10 protein-coding genes are annotated in these 19,671 nt (G+C 58.8%); all 10 read left to right on the top strand.

Going from position 1 to position 19,671, the window contains the following annotated elements; translation table 11 throughout:
• Positions 1-4 precede the first annotated feature (4 nt).
• On the top strand, positions 5-1,651 hold the full coding sequence (locus O2N64_RS08145) for a TadE/TadG family type IV pilus assembly protein (protein WP_271077118.1): 1,647 nt from the start codon (positions 5-7) through the stop codon (positions 1,649-1,651).
• Positions 1,648-2,172, top strand: coding sequence for a TadE family protein (locus O2N64_RS08150; protein ID WP_271077119.1), 525 nt, complete (start codon positions 1,648-1,650; stop codon positions 2,170-2,172). Before O2N64_RS08145 ends, O2N64_RS08150 begins: the two co-directional genes overlap by 4 nt.
• Positions 2,169-2,786 carry a TadE/TadG family type IV pilus assembly protein gene (locus O2N64_RS08155; RefSeq protein WP_271077120.1) on the top strand — a complete coding sequence of 206 codons (618 nt, stop codon included), beginning with the start codon at positions 2,169-2,171 and terminating at the stop codon, positions 2,784-2,786. Before O2N64_RS08150 ends, O2N64_RS08155 begins: the two co-directional genes overlap by 4 nt.
• An 11-nt stretch (positions 2,787-2,797) precedes the next feature.
• Positions 2,798-3,982 (top strand): AAA family ATPase, encoded by a 1,185-nt coding sequence (locus O2N64_RS08160; RefSeq protein ID WP_271077121.1) that lies wholly within the window; start codon positions 2,798-2,800, stop codon positions 3,980-3,982.
• Positions 3,983-4,131: 149 nt separating this feature from the next.
• Positions 4,132-5,397, top strand: coding sequence for a CpaF family protein (locus O2N64_RS08165; RefSeq protein ID WP_442866751.1), 1,266 nt, complete (start codon positions 4,132-4,134; stop codon positions 5,395-5,397).
• A 71-nt stretch (positions 5,398-5,468) separates the two neighbouring features.
• On the top strand, positions 5,469-6,401 hold the full coding sequence (locus O2N64_RS08170) for a type II secretion system F family protein (protein WP_271077123.1): 933 nt from the start codon (positions 5,469-5,471) through the stop codon (positions 6,399-6,401).
• Positions 6,402-6,447: 46 nt separating this feature from the next.
• Positions 6,448-7,377 carry a type II secretion system F family protein gene (locus O2N64_RS08175; RefSeq protein WP_271077124.1) on the top strand — a complete coding sequence of 310 codons (930 nt, stop codon included), beginning with the start codon at positions 6,448-6,450 and terminating at the stop codon, positions 7,375-7,377.
• Between the two features lie 251 nt (positions 7,378-7,628).
• Entirely contained in the window at positions 7,629-8,222 is a 594-nt protein-coding gene (locus O2N64_RS08180; protein ID WP_271077125.1) for a tetratricopeptide repeat protein, read from the top strand.
• A 7-nt stretch (positions 8,223-8,229) separates the two neighbouring features.
• Complete coding sequence (locus O2N64_RS08185; protein ID WP_271077126.1) at positions 8,230-8,679, top strand: A24 family peptidase; 450 nt, start codon at positions 8,230-8,232, stop codon at positions 8,677-8,679.
• Between the two features lie 416 nt (positions 8,680-9,095).
• Entirely contained in the window at positions 9,096-19,667 is a 10,572-nt protein-coding gene (locus O2N64_RS08190; RefSeq protein ID WP_271077127.1) for a beta strand repeat-containing protein, read from the top strand.
• Positions 19,668-19,671 lie beyond the last annotated feature (4 nt).

Here is a 19,671-nt window from a genome sequence, read left to right on the forward strand (position 1 = left end):
GACGATGCGATCCGCCTTTATTCGGGATGAAAGTGGAGCAATCGCTGCGACCTATGCGATTGCGATCACCGGTCTGATTATCGTTGCCGGTGCCGCATTCGATTATAATCGGGTCATGGCGCTCGACTCAGAACTGCAGTCCGCTGCAGATCAGGCGGCCTTGGCCGGGGTGACCCAGCTGGACGAGGCGGATGGCGCCTGCGCCCGTGCGGGGAACGCCGCAGTCTCCCTGGTCAGCGGCATTTCGCTGATGTCCAATGATGGCGACGGAAATACGATTACCGTCAACTCGGGCGATACCATCACGGTGACGGAGGATGCCTGCGCATCCTTTACCGGCATCGTGTTCTACGAAGACGAAGACCGTTCACGTATCGCGACGACCGACGAGGATGCCAAATTCATCCAGGTATCCGTCGATCAGCGCGCCGCGCGATATGCCTTCACCTCAATCGGTTCGCTTTTCGCCAATGATGCGGGCGGAACTGCCATGGCAGGCCTCGGCTCCGCTGTTTGCGAAGTCCCTCCGCTCATGGTGTGTAATCCTTCTCCGGGGACGACCCTTTCGACGCGTGTCGGCTGGGGTATTCAGGCGACTGGACACGGAAATACGCGCGACGGGGGCACGAATGGAGGCGGTACCGGCGGCACCACGGTATCTACCTGGGCTCCTGGCGATTTTGGTTTCCTAGAGGTCGGGGCAGGACAGAACTCCGATCTGCTGAGAGCACTCGCTTTCGATGAGGTTCCGCTCGATTGCGCTCCTGCAGGAGGCACGGTGCCCGAAACCGGAAATCCCCAATCGCTTTACGACGCGGTAAACACGCGTTTCGATGTCTTCGATTTTTCCGCAGGTGCCGGCACGCCTCTTGCTCCGTGTTTCAGCGGTAACTGCCCTTCGGCGACCAATGTGGTCAAAGACCTCGCCTATAGTGCCCCGTCCGGACAAGGTCAGGGTGGTGGCGCCGGGCCTGCGTGCGGGTTTGCCAATGGCGTTGGGCAGTCAGGCTGGAGGCTTCCGCCCGAAGCAAACCGCTTCAGACCAAAAGCCTCCGGCAGCATCCCCAATCCTGCGACTGTACAATCGCATGATGGGCTGCTCTCCGACATCACCGCCATGGGGCATCCGCGCGATCTCTGTCACTACACGAGTTTCGGATTACAATGCGGAAACGATCCGAATAACAGGTTCGGTAACGGCACCTGGGCGCGCTACGATTATTTCCAGCGCAATCACGGCACTCTTCCGCCAGCCACAAATATAACCCGCTATGAAACCTATCTCTGGGAGCTTGGCCTCAAAACCTATCCCGGCTTTGCAGGCAGCCTGCCCAACACCGGAGGGAACGGCCAGCGCGGTGCTCCCATTTGCACCCCGTCATATGGCGGCGTGCCGGACGCGAACCGCCGTGTCTTGCAGATCGCCGTGGTCGATAATTGTTCGGAGTTGCAGGGTGCATCGACGGCTGTCGACATCGGCGAGTGGATCGAAGTGTTTCTTGTAGAGCCCACGATCGATGGGCGCGGAAACGGCGCACTCCGGGATTCCATTTACGTTGAAATCATCGGCCCCGCATCGCTCGGCAGCGGCTCCGGGGTGGGTAACACCCTGCAGTCCTTCCGCAGGGATAAGGCTTATCTGGTGGAATGATGGGACTCCCGGTCACGCCTTTCCTGAAGAACACGCGGGCCGCGGCGGCTGCGGAGTTTGCGCTGATCCTGCCCATGGCCTTTGCCCTGGTCTTCACGACCATGGAAGCGGGCTATTACTTCCAGACCGAGCACAAGGCGATCAAATATGTGCGGGAGGGCTCGCGCTTTGCGGCCCGTCAGAATTTCGCTTTTTTCGACTGCAGCGGCACGGGAGCGTTCAACAATTCGGCAAACAACGCTGCAACCGTTTTGGGCCGTATCCAGAATGTGACGCTGACCGGACAGGTTTCAGGCGGTTCGGCCCGAATTGCAGATTGGGAAGCAACCGACATCAACGTCTCCGTCCAATGCGATGAAGACTTCGCAACCGGGCTCTACGCCGGAACAACGGACAGCAAGGCGCCGGTGGTCACGGTTTCAACCCGCTTCTCCTACACACCCATCGTGGGCCGGCTCGGCTTCGATGTAAGCGATATCGATGTTGTGGCGGTCGCAGAATCTCCGGTGGCCGGCATATGAGAAGGCTGCGCAAATTCCTACTTGATGATCGGGCTGGATCGGCGGCGGAATTCGCCCTCGTTCTCCCAGCCTTTCTGGCTCTCTTGCTCGGTTCCATCGATGTCGGCCGGTACATGTGGAATGTCGGGCAGCTGGAAAAGGCAACGATGATGGGTGCGCGCTACGCCGTCGTCACCGACATGATCCCCAGCGATCTGTACTCGTACAGCTATGCGATCGATGGCGGGATCCCGCAGGGAGAGGTCGTTCCTCTGGCCAGCTTTCCAGGCATCAGCTGCACTTCGGATGGCGGCGCGGTGGCCTGTGCCTGTCCGGACGGAGCCTGCCCCTTCCCGAACAGCAATATCGATCAGACAGCATTCAATCGCATCGTCGCCCGCATGAACATGGTCTATGGGGGAATCTCTCCGGACAATGTGCGCGTCGATTACGCCTGGTCCGGCCTTGGATATGCAGGGGATCCCAACGGCTCGGATGTCGATCCTATCGTCACCGTGTCCCTCGAAAACATGCCTTTCCGACCACTCATTTTTGCCAGTTTACGCGACACTCAGCTCCCCGGAACAAGCCATTCGCTGACCATGGAAGATGGTCGGGGCGAGCGCGGATTTTAGGCTGAGACACCATGAAGAATATGCTCGAACTTTCAAAGGAAGCTATGGTCGGTAAAGCGCTTAATTCCGTCGTGATCGCTGACCAGAAGTGGATCGATCAGATCGAGGATGATGAGTCCGATCTCATTGCTTCGCTGCAATTCATCCCTTGCGATGCGCGATCCTCAATCGAGGCATCACGGCTGGGGCAGCCGGACATCGTGGTGCTCGAAGTTGACGGGGGTGAGCCTGCAACCATCGATCGCGTCGCAGAGATGCAGCGGCGCTATCCCAATGCCTCTATTATTGCTGCGGTTGCCAGTGCGGACCTGAAGGTGATGCGCGCATTGCTGCGCTACGACGTGTCCGACGCGGTCGCGTTGCCTTTCGACACGAAGGAGCTGACCGCAGAAATATGTAATATCGCTGCCAGACGAGCGGAGCCAAAGAAAGAAACCCTGGCGCCGACCGTGGCAATCACTGGTGCGCTGGCTCGCAGTGGCGCCACTTCCATTCTCATTCACCTGGCGGACGTTCTGGCTGCGTCTATGGAGAAAACGCCGCGCATCTGCCTGATAGATCTCGATATCCAAAGTGGCCAACTCTCATCCTATACGGGTGTAGAAGTGACACGCTCGGTCGCAGATCTGCTCGAAGCAGGGGAACGGCTGGATGGAGAGATGGTCCGCAACGTCTCAAGCCAGTTTCGCGACAATATCCGGATTATCTCGGCGCCTGGCGAAATTTTCCCCATGGAACAGTTGGGCGTCGACCAAATACTGCGCATTGTCTCCCTCGCTCGCAGCCAGTTCGACCTTGTCTTGATCGATTTGCCCGCTGTGTGGACCAATTGGTCTTTGTCTCTCGCAACGGAGGCCAGCAGCCTCGTGTTGGTGATCGAGCAAACACTGCCACATTTGCGACAGACACGGCGGTGCCTTGATCTGTTCAGGGAAGTCGGACTTGATACCAGCCGGATCAGCCTGGTGGTCAATCGTGCGAAGAAAAGCCGCTTTGCCAACATTTCTGTCCAGGATGTGGCGGACACACTGGGCGTGGATGTTGCTGCGGCGATACGCGAAGACAGAGGCGCCTTGAGCGAGGCCCTGGACCAGGGGATGCTCGTCTATGATGGATCGAACCGCAATCCCTTCGGCGAAGGCGTCAGGGAATTTGCGCATCTTCTCCGTGACTCGATCTGGAGGGCTGACATATGAAATGGTCCCTTAAAAAATCGTCGGCGGAGTCCGATACGATTGTGCGTGAGCAGGAAGATGACCCGGACGGAGACCCGGTCGCTCCAGCCGTGACGCGAGAAACCGAGGAGACGAGCGCGACTGCCAGTTCTTTCTCCAGCGAAAACAAAATGCTCGAGCTGAAGGTTTCCATCCACCGGGCCTTGCTCGACCGGATCAATCTCAGCTCGCTCGACAAGATTTCCCGGGACGAGCTGAAAAGTGGCATTGGCGATATCGTTGCCGAGCTGCTGATTGAAGAAAACGAAATCCTCAACCGGGGTGAAAGGGATGCTCTCGTTGAGGAAATCCTCGACGAATTGTTCGGCCTTGGCCCCCTGGAGCCGCTGCTCGCCGATGAAGACGTCACGGATATTCTTGTGAATGGCCCGAAAGACGTTTTTGTAGAGCGGTTCGGCATCCTCGAGCGTACGCGCACGGAATTCAAGGATGAACGCCATTTGATGCGCATCATCCAGAAGATCGTTAGCGCAGTTGGGCGGCGAATTGATGAAAGTTCGCCATTTGTCGATGCCCGCCTTGCCGATGGCTCTCGCGTAAACGCCATCATCGCTCCGCTGGCGGTGGACGGTTCGCTTCTTTCGATCCGCAAATTTGCGAAGAAGCGGATCGGCATCGATCGCCTGATTGAACTCGGATCAATGCCCGAAGCCATGGCGCAAGTTCTGTCAGCCGTCGTTCGATCGAAACGCAATGTCCTGATTTCAGGCGGTACAGGTTCAGGCAAGACCACAATGTTGAACGCGATGTCGGCGTTCATCGACACCCGCGAACGCATTGTCACGATCGAAGATAGCGCCGAATTGCAGCTTCAACAGGAACACGTTGGCCGACTGGAAACGCGTCCGCCCAATATCGAAGGGCGCGGTGAAGTAACCCAGCGGGACCTCGTGAAGAACGCACTGCGCATGCGCCCGGATCGGATTATCGTCGGCGAGGTTCGTGCCGGTGAAGCCTTCGATATGTTGCAGGCCATGAACACCGGCCACGATGGATCCATGACGACAATTCACGCCAATAGCGCCCGCGATTCACTTTCGCGCCTTGAACAGATGATCGGGATGAGCGGCATCGACATTACGTCCAAATCAAGCCGCGCCCAAATCGCTTCTGCAATCAACGTTGTATTGCAGGTGGGACGGTTGTCCGACGGGCGCCGCAAAGTGCTCAGTCTTTCGGAAATCACAGGCATGGAAGGCGATGTCGTCACCATGCAGGACATCTTCCTATTCAAAATTCGGGATCGCCTCGAAGACGGAACGGTGGTCGGTGATTTCGAAGCAACCGGCATCCGGCCCAAGTTCCTCGAGCATGCGAAAGCGGCAGGCATCGATCTTCCGGCCGAGCTTTTCCGGCCCGATCTGAGGATTGAGTGATCATGGTTGACCTGCTGATACGTCTCGCCCTGCTGCTCGCAATCTTTGCGTCGATCTTTCTGATCAGCCAATTGGCGCTGAACTTCATGTGGTCCCAGGGTGCGCACGCGCGGGCCGTGAACAAGCGTTTGTCCTTTATCAAACGGGGACTTGAGCGAGAGCAGGTCATGGCCCTGCTGCGCAAGAACCAGCCACGCGAACTTTCCGGCGTACCGTCGGCTCTTCGAGGGCCAGTGATGGCACTGCAAAGAACGGTCGCCGGTTCGGGGATTTCATTCGGCTTTACGCAGATCTGCTTCGGTATGGGCCTGCTAACGCTGATCGTATTGGCCCTCATCTTTCTGGTCGTGGCCCTGTCCGACATAGCGGCATCTGCCGGAACATTCCTGATGGCTATCACCGTATCGGTGTGCATCGGCATCGTTCTTCCCGTCATGGTTCTGTCGTTCATGGCGACACGCCGCCGCCGCCGGGTGGAAGAACAATTCCCGATTGCACTGGATGTCTTCGTCAGGGCCCTTAAGGCAGGCCATCCCATTGCCTCGGCTTTGCAAATCCTCACGCAGGAGATGGAAGACCCGATCGGCAGCGAATTCGGACTGGTCTCGGACGAAGTCTCCTACGGGGCGGAGCTGACAGACGCGCTCGCCGAAATGGCTGAACGGTGGGATCTGGACGATATCAGGATGTTTGTCGTTTCATTGACGGTGCAGAACGAAACCGGCGGCAATCTGGCAGAAATCCTGGAAAACCTGTCGGACGTTATCCGGGCACGCGCATCCCTCTTCCTGAAGGTCCGCGCACTCAGCTCCGAAGGCCGGATGACGGGCTGGCTTTTGACCGCCTTGCCCATTCTGGCTTTCGTCGGAATGTTCATGGTCAATCCGGAGTTTTATCTCAGCGTCGCCTCGGAAAGCATGTTCACCTTCGGATTTGTCGGGCTCATGGTCATGTACGCGCTCGGCTTCATCATGATCCGCAGGATGATCGATATTAAGGTCTGAAACGATGGAACAACTCCTTTCAAGCACATTCCTGCGTATCGCGCTTTTGATCGGCGTATTCGTTGCCGTCGTGGTCTTGAGCTTCGTCGTGATGATTTTCATCAACCGCAAATCTGCGGTGCGGGGCGAACTGCAGAAAATCCAGGGTGAAACCCTTGCCAGCAGCAATGTCACCGCGTCCTATGCTGAGAAGAAGACGTCGGCGTGGAATAAGATCGTCGACGCTGTGGAACGCACTGGTCTGCAACTAGGCGACACTGATAATGTCCGTTTGCGCCAGCGATTGATCGCTGCCGGTTACCCATCGCCTGCTGCGCCGAGAATTTATACATTCATCAGGTTTGCGCTAGTGTTCGTTCTTCCGGGACTGTTCCTGCTGATGGCCCTGACCAGGCCAGAGCCGCCTGGATTCTTGAGCCTTTATATCATCGGATCGATACTCGGCGTGATGGGGCTTATGCTTCCCTCCCTGCTTTTGCAGGCCAAAGCCGATCGCAGGAGAGAGGAAATCGTGAATGGGTTTCCCGACGCCCTCGATCTCATGCTCGTCTGCATGGAGGCAGGCCTGGGTGTCGAGTCAGCGCTTGATCGCGTAGCGAGGGAAATGGCCAATTCGCACCCTCTGGTGGCCACGCTGCTGGGTACCGCGGTTATGCAACTGCGCGCCGGATCGACCAGAGAGGCTGCCTTTCGCAGGATGGCGGACGCAGCTGGCGTGGACGAAATCAGAAGCTTCACGACCCTGCTTGTCCAATCGGACAAGCTGGGCACTTCGGTCTCATCCACTCTCCGGGTGTATGCCGAGGAAATGCGAGAGAAACGGCGGATGCGGGCGGAGGAAAAAGCTCACCGTCTTCCGGTTCTCATTTCAATTCCACTCGTCGTATTCATGCTCCCCACAATGATCGGGGTGATCATGCTTCCGGCATCCATCCGTATGGTGCGCGACGTCTTTCCGATCATGGCAGGGGGATAGGTTCAATGGGCAATTCCAAAGGTTTATTCTTGGCTGTAACAGCCGTTGCATTGGCGGGCTGCCAGGGCTTTCCGGGACTCGCGCGCCATTCAGCAGAACCCCTTGAGACCAGCGCTGACGCCACAAGCTACTTCGTGCAGTTGATAGAAGACGGCCGCCGCCACTTGCGCGCGAACCGGCCAACGCGGGCAATCACATCCTTCCGTCAGGCATCGTACCACCCGTTATATGCTGGGGCTGCGTACAATGGCATGGCGGTCGGTTACGAAATGATGGGGCGCAGCGATGTTGCTCGTCGTTACTTTCTCGCGGCGATCGAAGCTGATCCTGCAGACCCGCGCTTTCACCGCAATCTTGCGAGGCTCGATGGCACGGCGACCGGCACCGCTTTCGCAGAAGTGGAGCAACAGCCGGAGCCGGCACTAGCTGGCGACGCGGAGGCCCTGGAGGTAACCGTAGCGGATCTCGCTGTGACGCAGAGCGTCGATAGTGCTGAACCTCTTCCCACACGGCTGCAAAGAGTGTCCTCGCGTGAGGTGATGATCGCATCGCGTGACGAATGGGGGCCACGCCTGGTCGCAGGGCAGGCAGAGCGCCCTGCTGTCTTTCACATCGACCAGAGAGGGCGGACAAACCCGGTCGTAAATGCCGAACGAGAACGCAACTACCCCGTGCAATTCGCCGTAGCAGCCATCGCGGAACAGTCCGATGCAGCTGACCGTCCTGCGGAGGATGAATCGCAATTCCAGACTTCGGAAGGAAGAGTATTCGTCCGTGTAAGCGGGGAACTACAGCGCCGGACAGTTTCGACCTATCCGATTTCTTTCAATCTCGGCCGAAACTGATCCATACATGCCCGCCGCCGCAGTATTGGGGCTGTTTTGCCTCTTCGCCCTTCTTGCCGCGGGCTCGGATCTCTGGCGAAGGAGAATCCCCAACTGGTTAAGCGCAGTAACCTCGTTGACGGGGCTGGGTCTCTCAGCTCTGGACATGATGCCGGGTGGCTTTCTTTCTCAGGCAGCGCACATGGCAGTCTCGCTGGTTGCCGGAATGGTGCTTTTCAAATTCGGGCTTTGGGGCGGCGGGGATGCGAAAATCTATAGCGCTTTGGCAGCGTGGTTTCCCCTGAGCCAGGCGCTCGATCTGCTTTTGGCGACAGCTCTGGCCGGATTTGTTCTGGTCGCGATCTCTTGGGTCGTCGCAATGCTGCGCCACAAGCGGGAGCTGCTGGGGAGTTTGCCCTACGGAGTTGCAATCGGGGCTGGCGGGGTAGCGACCATGGCTTTGGCCGGGAGTTATTGAAAGCGCAGGACAAGCTCAAAACCTCCCCACTTGGGAGCGCCCGCTCAGCAGTTGTCGTGATCAAAAGTTACATACGCTTATATTATAATTTCTAGACCCAAGAGTGAAGATCTCCGAGTCGCTTGAATTTCTCGGGTGTCGGCGTGAAATCCCAGCGGTTTCCAAAGTCCAGTTTTGATCAATGTCAATAACTGTAAATTGGCGCATCGTGAAAATAAAATTGCTTTTTATCAGTGGGTTGTGCGCACGCATCGGTAAGGCTGCCGCGTCTTTCCGTGTCACTCTAGGTCAGGTTAGTTAATTTACTTGAAACTGTTCTTTTTAACTGGTTTCCTCAGATAGTTAATTTTCGGGTAACCGTCGGTTTGACCGTCGATTGCGCCGAGCAGCCGCATTGATGCGGCCTGGGGGGAATTATGAGCGAAAGAAACCTTGATCGCGACGCGGCAGATGGCTTTGATGATGTCGAACCCGCAGAAATGGCGTTCGACTTCGGTTCGGATGACAATGCGTTAGCGCCCGAAGCAGAGCAGCAGCAATCTGCGGGCGTCGGGCCTCAGGCAATCAATCCGGTCGTCATCCCCGATGGCACGACTATCGAACGGCTCGAGGTTGAAGGCGATGATCTGATCATCGTTCTGGCTGACGGAAACCGGATCGTGGTTCCGGACGGTGCGATCAACGTGCCCCAAATCATCGCTCAGGGCGCGGTTATTCCTCCGCAGAACGTTGCCGCCCTACTGATCGGAAACGAAGCCGAGCCTGCAGCGGGCGCTCCCCAGAGTTCCGGAGGCAATTTCCTCGTCGACCCCCGTGACCTGCAGGACGCTTTCGATCTGGGCGATCTCTTGCCCTACACAGAACTGTCACGGCTTCTGGTCCAGGAGGAGGAAGTCATTCCTGCTCCCTTGGACGATGACGAACCGGAGGTCGTTATCGAGACGCCGGACAATCCGGTCGGTGTTGAGAATGCAATTGCCACAGTTCTCGAAGAGGGGCTTCCGGCGCGCGGCGAGCCCAGTGAGCCTGAAGGCACGGATGAAGCAGGCTCTGGAGAGACTACCGCCGGCACAATCGTTTTTAGTTCACCTGACGGTGTCTCTGCTATCCTGATTAACGATGTCGAGATTACGGCCGTCGGCCAAACCTTCACCTCGCCTTACGGAACGCTCACCATCACCAGTATCAATCTCGCTTCTGGCGAGATCGGGTTCAGCTACACACTCGAAGACAATTCTCTCGGTGTCGAAGCCGATGGCTTCTTCGTTGCCACAATTGTGGACACGGATGGCGATGAAGCGAGCGCGACGCTGCAGATCAATATTGTCGATGACGGGCCGATTGGCGTGGACGACAGTGCCACCGTGCCTGGGGGTTCGCATGACCCGATCAGCGGCAACGTGCTCGCCAATGACATCTCGGGGGCGGATGACTTCCCTGTCGGTGAAGGTGTTACAGGCTTCTCCAACGCGGGTGGCAGTGCTGCGCCTGGCGAAACGTTGGTCGGAACCTACGGCGAGCTGACAATCAACGAAGATGGCAGCTATACCTATGTCCGGAATCTGGATTCCGGTGGCGGTGTCGAAGAAGATTTCACTTACGAGATTGTCGATCAAGATGGCAGCGTGTCATCGGCAGTTCTGACTATCTCGATCGAAGATGCCCCTCCAGGGATCACTTTCATTCCGGAAACGGGCGAAGGGACTCTTGTCGCTGAAGGTGGCTTGCCTCCGCGCGGCGATGAACCTGTCGGTACCGGCGAAGGTGCCGATGCCGTGCCCGACAATAACAGCGACTCGAGCGAGGAAACCTCGGCGACTGTCACATTCAGTTCGCCCGACGGTCTGGGTGGTATCACGATCGACGGCGTCGAATTGGATATCGACAACCTGCCCCAGACAATTGTGTCGGACGATACAGGCACGCTTGTAATCACCGATCTCGTTTTTGACCCTGCGACGGGTCTCGGCTCCTTCACCTACGTCTATACGCTGGCCGACAACACTTCGGGTGACGATACGAGCGTATCCTTCGAAATCGTTGTGCGCGACCTCGATGGCGACACCGATGCCGGCGACCTGGTTATCGACATTCAGGATGACGAACCGGAAGCGGCGGATGATTTCGGCCCTGAGGATGTGGTTGAAGATGCACCGATTACAGTCAATGTCATCGACAATGATGTCGTTGGCGCTGACGACGTTCAGGATGACGATATCGCTTTGGTCGAAGGCTCGCTGCAAGGTGCGGGGTCGGTGGTTTACAATGGCGATGGTACCTTCACCTACACTCCGGTCCCGGGGGAAGAAGGCACGGTTACATTCGATTATTCCATCACCGATACCGACGGCGATGAAAGCACGGCGACGGTTACGATCGTGCTGGCGGATGACAGCACGCCGACGGTGACGGTAACCGATGGCGAGGTTGACGAGGCAGCGCTTGGCAGTGGGTCTGACCCATCGAGCGATGCGGAGAGCGATACCGGCACGTTTACGATCACGACCGGCAATGACACGCTGGCAGCGACCGGCGGGTTGGTGATCGAGGACAAGGACGGCAACCTTGTCGATGTGACCGCAGGCGGCGTGGTGCAGGGCACGTACGGCGTTCTGACGGTGAGCGAGAACGCAGGGGTTTACAGCTGGAGCTATACGCTCAGCGGCAATACGACCGATCATCCCGATGACACGAGCACAGGCACCGCTGAAGGGATTACCGACAGCTTCAATGTGACGGTGACCGACAGCGATGGCGACAGCGCGGGCGATGTGCTCGATGTGGCGGTGCTCGATGATGGTCCGACGGCGGCAGACGATGCGCTGACGCAGTCTCCGGAGAACGCGCCGATCGTGGGCGATGTGAAAGCGGACAATGGCAATGGTGTCGATGTCGAGGGCGCGGACCAGGCCGGGGTGTATGCCTATAATGGCGATATCGCCAATGGCATGGCAGCGGCGACGGGCACGCTGGACTTCGATCCTGATGGCACGTTCACCTATACGCCGGGAACGGGCGAAGAGGGGACGATCACGTTCACCTATACGCTGACCGATACCGACGGCGATGAAAGCACGGCGACGGTTACGATCGTGCTGGCGGATGACAGCACGCCGACGGTGACGGTAACCGATGGCGAGGTTGACGAGGCAGCGCTTGGCAGTGGGTCTGACCCATCGAGCGATGCGGAGAGCGATACCGGCACGTTTACGATCACGACCGGCAATGACACGCTGGCAGCGACCGGCGGGTTGGTGATCGAGGACAAGGACGGCAACCTTGTCGATGTGACCGCAGGCGGCGTGGTGCAGGGCACGTACGGCGTTCTGACGGTGAGCGAGAACGCAGGGGTTTACAGCTGGAGCTATACGCTCAGCGGCAATACGACCGATCATCCCGATGACACGAGCACAGGCACCGCTGAAGGGATTACCGACAGCTTCAATGTGACGGTGACCGACAGCGATGGCGACAGCGCGGGCGATGTGCTCGATGTGGCGGTGCTCGATGATGGTCCGACGGCGGCAGACGATGCGCTGACGCAGTCTCCGGAGAACGCGCCGATCGTGGGCGATGTGAAAGCGGACAATGGCAATGGTGTCGATGTCGAGGGCGCGGACCAGGCCGGGGTGTATGCCTATAATGGCGATATCGCCAATGGCATGGCAGCGGCGACGGGCACGCTGGACTTCGATCCTGATGGCACGTTCACCTATACGCCGGGAACGGGCGAAGAGGGGACGATCACGTTCACCTATACGCTGACCGATACCGACGGCGATGAAAGCACGGCGACGGTTACGATCGTGCTGGCGGATGACAGCACGCCGACGGTGACGGTAACCGATGGCGAGGTTGACGAGGCAGCGCTTGGCAGTGGGTCTGACCCATCGAGCGATGCGGAGAGCGATACCGGCACGTTTACGATCACGACCGGCAATGACACGCTGGCAGCGACCGGCGGGTTGGTGATCGAGGACAAGGACGGCAACCTTGTCGATGTGACCGCAGGCGGCGTGGTGCAGGGCACGTACGGCGTTCTGACGGTGAGCGAGAACGCAGGGGTTTACAGCTGGAGCTATACGCTCAGCGGCAATACGACCGATCATCCCGATGACACGAGCACAGGCACCGCTGAAGGGATTACCGACAGCTTCAATGTGACGGTGACCGACAGCGATGGCGACAGCGCGGGCGATGTGCTCGATGTGGCGGTGCTCGATGATGGTCCGACGGCGGCAGACGATGCGCTGACGCAGTCTCCGGAGAACGCGCCGATCGTGGGCGATGTGAAAGCGGACAATGGCAATGGTGTCGATGTCGAGGGCGCGGACCAGGCCGGGGTGTATGCCTATAATGGCGATATCGCCAATGGCATGGCAGCGGCGACGGGCACGCTGGACTTCGATCCTGATGGCACGTTCACCTATACGCCGGGAACGGGCGAAGAGGGGACGATCACGTTCACCTATACGCTGACCGATACCGACGGCGATGAAAGCACGGCGACGGTTACGATCGTGCTGGCGGATGACAGCACGCCGACGGTGACGGTAACCGATGGCGAGGTTGACGAGGCAGCGCTTGGCAGTGGGTCTGACCCATCGAGCGATGCGGAGAGCGATACCGGCACGTTTACGATCACGACCGGCAATGACACGCTGGCAGCGACCGGCGGGTTGGTGATCGAGGACAAGGACGGCAACCTTGTCGATGTGACCGCAGGCGGCGTGGTGCAGGGCACGTACGGCGTTCTGACGGTGAGCGAGAACGCAGGGGTTTACAGCTGGAGCTATACGCTCAGCGGCAATACGACCGATCATCCCGATGACACGAGCACAGGCACCGCTGAAGGGATTACCGACAGCTTCAATGTGACGGTGACCGACAGCGATGGCGACAGCGCGGGCGATGTGCTCGATGTGGCGGTGCTCGATGATGGTCCGACGGCGGCAGACGATGCGCTGACGCAGTCTCCGGAGAACGCGCCGATCGTGGGCGATGTGAAAGCGGACAATGGCAATGGTGTCGATGTCGAGGGCGCGGACCAGGCCGGGGTGTATGCCTATAATGGCGATATCGCCAATGGCATGGCAGCGGCGACGGGCACGCTGGACTTCGATCCTGATGGCACGTTCACCTATACGCCGGGAACGGGCGAAGAGGGGACGATCACGTTCACCTATACGCTGACCGATACCGACGGCGATGAAAGCACGGCGACGGTTACGATCGTGCTGGCGGATGACAGCACGCCGACGGTGACGGTAACCGATGGCGAGGTTGACGAGGCAGCGCTTGGCAGTGGGTCTGACCCATCGAGCGATGCGGAGAGCGATACCGGCACGTTTACGATCACGACCGGCAATGACACGCTGGCAGCGACCGGCGGGTTGGTGATCGAGGACAAGGACGGCAACCTTGTCGATGTGACCGCAGGCGGCGTGGTGCAGGGCACGTACGGCGTTCTGACGGTGAGCGAGAACGCAGGGGTTTACAGCTGGAGCTATACGCTCAGCGGCAATACGACCGATCATCCCGATGACACGAGCACAGGCACCGCTGAAGGGATTACCGACAGCTTCAATGTGACGGTGACCGACAGCGATGGCGACAGCGCGGGCGATGTGCTCGATGTGGCGGTGCTCGATGATGGTCCGACGGCGGCAGACGATGCGCTGACGCAGTCTCCGGAGAACGCGCCGATCGTGGGCGATGTGAAAGCGGACAATGGCAATGGTGTCGATGTCGAGGGCGCGGACCAGGCCGGGGTGTATGCCTATAATGGCGATATCGCCAATGGCATGGCAGCGGCGACGGGCACGCTGGACTTCGATCCTGATGGCACGTTCACCTATACGCCGGGAACGGGCGAAGAGGGGACGATCACGTTCACCTATACGCTGACCGATACCGACGGCGATGAAAGCACGGCGACGGTTACGATCGTGCTGGCGGATGACAGCACGCCGACGGTGACGGTAACCGATGGCGAGGTTGACGAGGCAGCGCTTGGCAGTGGGTCTGACCCATCGAGCGATGCGGAGAGCGATACCGGCACGTTTACGATCACGACCGGCAATGACACGCTGGCAGCGACCGGCGGGTTGGTGATCGAGGACAAGGACGGCAACCTTGTCGATGTGACCGCAGGCGGCGTGGTGCAGGGCACGTACGGCGTTCTGACGGTGAGCGAGAACGCAGGGGTTTACAGCTGGAGCTATACGCTCAGCGGCAATACGACCGATCATCCCGATGACACGAGCACAGGCACCGCTGAAGGGATTACCGACAGCTTCAATGTGACGGTGACCGACAGCGATGGCGACAGCGCGGGCGATGTGCTCGATGTGGCGGTGCTCGATGATGGTCCGACGGCGGCAGACGATGCGCTGACGCAGTCTCCGGAGAACGCGCCGATCGTGGGCGATGTGAAAGCGGACAATGGCAATGGTGTCGATGTCGAGGGCGCGGACCAGGCCGGGGTGTATGCCTATAATGGCGATATCGCCAATGGCATGGCAGCGGCGACGGGCACGCTGGACTTCGATCCTGATGGCACGTTCACCTATACGCCGGGAACGGGCGAAGAGGGGACGATCACGTTCACCTATACGCTGACCGATACCGACGGCGATGAAAGCACGGCGACGGTTACGATCGTGCTGGCGGATGACAGCACGCCGACGGTGACGGTAACCGATGGCGAGGTTGACGAGGCAGCGCTTGGCAGTGGGTCTGACCCATCGAGCGATGCGGAGAGCGATACCGGCACGTTTACGATCACGACCGGCAATGACACGCTGGCAGCGACCGGCGGGTTGGTGATCGAGGACAAGGACGGCAACCTTGTCGATGTGACCGCAGGCGGCGTGGTGCAGGGCACGTACGGCGTTCTGACGGTGAGCGAGAACGCAGGGGTTTACAGCTGGAGCTATACGCTCAGCGGCAATACGACCGATCATCCCGATGACACGAGCACAGGCACCGCTGAAGGGATTACCGACAGCTTCAATGTGACGGTGACCGACAGCGATGGCGACAGCGCGGGCGATGTGCTCGATGTGGCGGTGCTCGATGATGGTCCGACGGCGGCAGACGATGCGCTGACGCAGTCTCCGGAGAACGCGCCGATCGTGGGCGATGTGAAAGCGGACAATGGCAATGGTGTCGATGTCGAGGGCGCGGACCAGGCCGGGGTGTATGCCTATAATGGCGATATCGCCAATGGCATGGCAGCGGCGACGGGCACGCTGGACTTCGATCCTGATGGCACGTTCACCTATACGCCGGGAACGGGCGAAGAGGGGACGATCACGTTCACCTATACGCTGACCGATACCGACGGCGATGAAAGCACGGCGACGGTTACGATCGTGCTGGCGGATGACAGCACGCCGACGGTGACGGTAACCGATGGCGAGGTTGACGAGGCAGCGCTTGGCAGTGGGTCTGACCCATCGAGCGATGCGGAGAGCGATACCGGCACGTTTACGATCACGACCGGCAATGACACGCTGGCAGCGACCGGCGGGTTGGTGATCGAGGACAAGGACGGCAACCTTGTCGATGTGACCGCAGGCGGCGTGGTGCAGGGCACGTACGGCGTTCTGACGGTGAGCGAGAACGCAGGGGTTTACAGCTGGAGCTATACGCTCAGCGGCAATACGACCGATCATCCCGATGACACGAGCACAGGCACCGCTGAAGGGATTACCGACAGCTTCAATGTGACGGTGACCGACAGCGATGGCGACAGCGCGGGCGATGTGCTCGATGTGGCGGTGCTCGATGATGGTCCGACGGCGGCAGACGATGCGCTGACGCAGTCTCCGGAGAACGCGCCGATCGTGGGCGATGTGAAAGCGGACAATGGCAATGGTGTCGATGTCGAGGGCGCGGACCAGGCCGGGGTGTATGCCTATAATGGCGATATCGCCAATGGCATGGCAGCGGCGACGGGCACGCTGGACTTCGATCCTGATGGCACGTTCACCTATACGCCGGGAACGGGCGAAGAGGGGACGATCACGTTCACCTATACGCTGACCGATACCGACGGCGATGAAAGCACGGCGACGGTTACGATCGTGCTGGCGGATGACAGCACGCCGACGGTGACGGTAACCGATGGCGAGGTTGACGAGGCAGCGCTTGGCAGTGGGTCTGACCCATCGAGCGATGCGGAGAGCGATACCGGCACGTTTACGATCACGACCGGCAATGACACGCTGGCAGCGACCGGCGGGTTGGTGATCGAGGACAAGGACGGCAACCTTGTCGATGTGACCGCAGGCGGCGTGGTGCAGGGCACGTACGGCGTTCTGACGGTGAGCGAGAACGCAGGGGTTTACAGCTGGAGCTATACGCTCAGCGGCAATACGACCGATCATCCCGATGACACGAGCACAGGCACCGCTGAAGGGATTACCGACAGCTTCAATGTGACGGTGACCGACAGCGATGGCGACAGCGCGGGCGATGTGCTCGATGTGGCGGTGCTCGATGATGGTCCTGATGTGATCGTTAATGCCTCTGGAGCGACCGTTGATCTTGACGAGACCCAAAATACGAGCCTGGTCTCTTTCATTGACACTGGCACCATTGCAAAAGGTGATGATCCTGATGTGGGCGGCACCGGTGCAATTTCCGTCGACTCGAGTAACTCATCGATCATCAGCTGGGTCGCTGTGCCCGGAGCCGATGGGAACTCAGGCCTTACCTTCGGTCTTACTGTCCTCAATGCGGCATCGGGACTTTCGGTGACAGATGGCAGCCCAATCAACCTCGAACTGCTCGACAGCGGAGTGGTCGTCGGCGTGGTTCAAGGCGGAGTTTATGACGGCCAGGCCGCATTCGCGATTTCGCTGAACCCCACAACAGGTATCGTCACCACCGAGCAGTATCTCTCGCTGAACCATCCCGATGCCAGCGATCCGGACGATGTCATCGACCTGGATGACGGAACCCTTGGCGTTGTTGCGACGATCGTCGATGGAGATGGCGATACAGCGACCTCTGCACCTGCAGATATATCGGCGAATATCAATTTCAGCGATGACGGCCCTACAGCAGTCGTCGCGGACGCGCTCACAGGGACCAATCTTGCCGCGACTTATGTCGCCGACCTCGATAGCGATGACAACGTCGACAACAATTTCGGAGCCGACGGTGGCCGTGTGATTTTCACTCAGGCAACCATCACATCGCTTGAAAGCCAAGGGCTGACTTCCGGGCTTGTCGATCTCGAATATGCGCTATCGAGCGATGGAACGCAGATTTTCGCAACCAAGTCCGGCAGCGGAGATCCGGTGTTCACGATCACGCTTGATCCCGATGGGGTAAACGAGGACCAATACGTCCTTGAACTGGACGCTCCGATCGATGCGCTGCAGACGATCGACTTTAACGGCGGGGGTTATAACTTCGTAGGCGGTAACGGATCTTGGGCGGGTTTCAACCAGCCGGGCACGGCCAATAGCCAGGATGTGCTGCTTACCCCTACACAGGGGAACAATGTCGACAGCAGCACAGTCAACACAAATGCCAATGAAGGTGGTATCGGGTCCGGGAACTCTGTCGGTTCGGGAGAAGCGATGCGGGTCGACTTTGTCATAGACCTTTCTGGAACGCCGAAAAACGGCGCCGACTATGCGATCCCTGCTAACCAGGATCACAGCTTCACCGGACATTATGATGTCAATGGCGCATCGGCATTGTTCACTGCAATCAGCGGCAACCCTCCGACCAGCACGGTTGAGCTGCGCGCCTATGATGACACCGACAATGACAATGACGTGGGCGACGGTGCGCCGGTAGACATCAGCGCCGTTGTCATTGAATTCAATGGTGACAGTCAGGTCATTACGACTGCCGGTGTTCACACCGTTGGCGGCCAGAACTTCACAGTTGCCTTCAATGGGGACTCCGCCACGGTCAGCGGGGTGGTCTCCGACACGCGGATTGGCGGTATCAGCGACACGCCGTACAATAGCATCGAGTTCCACTGGGCTGGCGGGCAGACTTTCAAAATCGGCGATTTCAATACGATTGCCATCACCAATGATCCTGTCACTTTCAACGTTCCGATCTCGGTCATCGACAATGACGACGATGTGGTGAGCTCCGGAACGCTTGATATCACTCTCAACCCGTCGGTGACGCCGATTGTGCTGGATCTGGATGGCGGAGGAAACGCTTACTCCAGCCTCGATGCGGGCATCGCCTATGATTACAACGGGGACGGGGCGAAAACCCAGACCGCGTGGATTGCAGCAGGCAGCGCCATCCTTGCATTCGACGCGAATGGCGATGGATATGTGACCGACGCTTCCGAATTCGTTTTCGGCGGCAATGGCCAGACCGATCTGGAGGCCGTGGCAGCACGCTTTGATACAGATGGCGATGGTATGCTGACGCAAGCCGATGACGCGTTTGAAAGCTTCGGCATCTGGCTCGACAGCGATCTGGATGCGGAGCACGATGCAGGCGAGTTCGTATCGCTTTCCGATGCCGGCATCTCCAGCATTGAACTGGTGAGCAACAATCTGATTTCGGTGGAAGCGGATGGCGATGTAGTTGAATTCGGTACGGCCAGCTTCACCATGTCGGATGGCACGACTGGGGCGGTGTCCGATGCGGCTTTCGCGACTGGAAGTGAGATCGACATGGCCTCGATGGACGCTTTGCTCCAGCTGGCCGAACAAAATGCAGCTTCTACGCAGGATCTGCCCGTAACTGCAGTGAAAGCCGAGATCCTTGCCGACATTGGTTCGGAAGATGAATTGGAGGCTTTGATCGATCAATTCGCCCCGAATTCGCTATCCGAGGATTCCGCGCCGATTATGGCTGGAGGCGAAGCCGCAATTGCACCCGGCGGTGCAGAAGAATTGCTGAGCGGTTCGCTAATGCAGTTTGCGAGTTTCAGCGAACTGGCTCCGCACAATAATAATACGCTGGACGAAGGTATGGTTAACGTTGTAGCTTAATTTC

This window comes from Aurantiacibacter sp. MUD61, assembly GCF_027912455.1.
In the GTDB taxonomy this organism is placed as follows: Bacteria; Pseudomonadota; Alphaproteobacteria; order Sphingomonadales; family Sphingomonadaceae; genus Alteraurantiacibacter.